Here is a 1,331-nt window from a genome sequence, read left to right on the forward strand (position 1 = left end):
AGAGCGGACTGCTGCTTCCTGTCAACTTGCGGAAAGCAAGGGTAAAGAGTGCGATAGGCAACCTCCTCAACATGCTCGAGTCCAGATAGATAAACCGGGGAAGGTCGATGACGGATGCCAAGGGGGCATGACCTCGAAGCCGTATTGACTGGCGGAGCTCCCGTAGTAGTCCGAGATGGGGAAAGCCCATTACATGGCGAAGGGGAGCAGTTTAAACGTGTTTGCCAAGCAAACTACCTGACCAAGTAAGGTGAAGACCTTTGATAATCAGCGAAATGCAACGCAAACTTGCCACTTGGACAGCAGCCGACTCAGCCCGCCGGGTAGATCGGCTGCTGCGCCTGATAGCACAGCCCGACTGGCTGGCAGAAGCGACTCGAATCACCCTAACTTCCAAAGGCGCCAATACGCCCGGTGTGGATGGGGAAACCAAGTCGACTCTGCGGCCCAAGGTGCCAAGCATTCTGAAGCAGATCAGGGATGAGCTACTCACGGATACGTACCAGCCGCAGCCAGCCCGACGGGTCTACATCCCCAAAGCCGGAGGCAAGCAACGACCACTGGGTATCCCAACTCTGCGCGACCGTATTGTCCAGCGAGCCCTGTTAATGGCTATGGAGCCGATCTGGGAAAGTGACTTCCATTCACTCTCCTATGGCTTCCGCCCAGAGCGCAGCGTTCACCATGCGATTCGCACGGTGAAACTGCAACTGACGGATAACCGGGAAACTCGAGGACGATGGGTCATAGAGGGGGATCTTTCCAGTTACTTTGACACCGTGCATCATCGGCTGCTTATAAAGGCAGTGCGCCGCAGGATTTCAGACAAGCGATTCCTGAATCTTCTGTGGCGATTTATAAAGGCTGGTCACATTGATGCCGGACTCTTCCGGGCGGCTAGCGAAGGCGTGCCGCAAGGTGGGGTTATCTCACCACTGCTATCGAATATCATGCTACATGAGTTCGATCAGTACCTAGACCGGCGATACCTGAGCAAGAAGTCCCGGAAAGACAGGTGGTACTGGAATAACAGTATCCAGAAAGGTCGCAGCACCGCTGTACGCGAAAACTGGCAATGGAAGCCAGCGGTTGCATACTGTCGCTATGCCGATGACTTTGTCATTATTGTCAAAGGCACCAAAGCACAAGCGGAAGCGATCCGAGAAGAATGCCGGCAAATGTTGCAGGGAACTCTCAAGCTGACATTAAACATGGAGAAAACAAAGCTCACCCATGTTAATGATGGCTTTGTATTCTTGGGTCATCGAATCATTCGCAAACGAAGCCGCTACGGCGACATGCGCGTGGTCACGACAATCCCCGAGGAAAAA

The 1,331-nt window shown here is 53.7% G+C and carries 1 protein-coding gene; it reads left to right on the plus strand.

What is annotated here, in order from left to right; genetic code table 11:
- Window positions 1–260 precede the first annotated feature (260 nt).
- Window positions 261–1,331 (plus strand): group II intron reverse transcriptase/maturase (gene ltrA, locus Q5Y71_RS16790; RefSeq protein WP_371877095.1); only part of this gene is annotated, 1,071 nt, incomplete at its 3' end.

The sequence above is a fragment of the Microbulbifer sp. 2205BS26-8 genome, assembly GCF_030731025.1.
Taxonomy (GTDB): Bacteria; Pseudomonadota; Gammaproteobacteria; order Pseudomonadales; family Cellvibrionaceae; genus Microbulbifer; species Microbulbifer spongiae.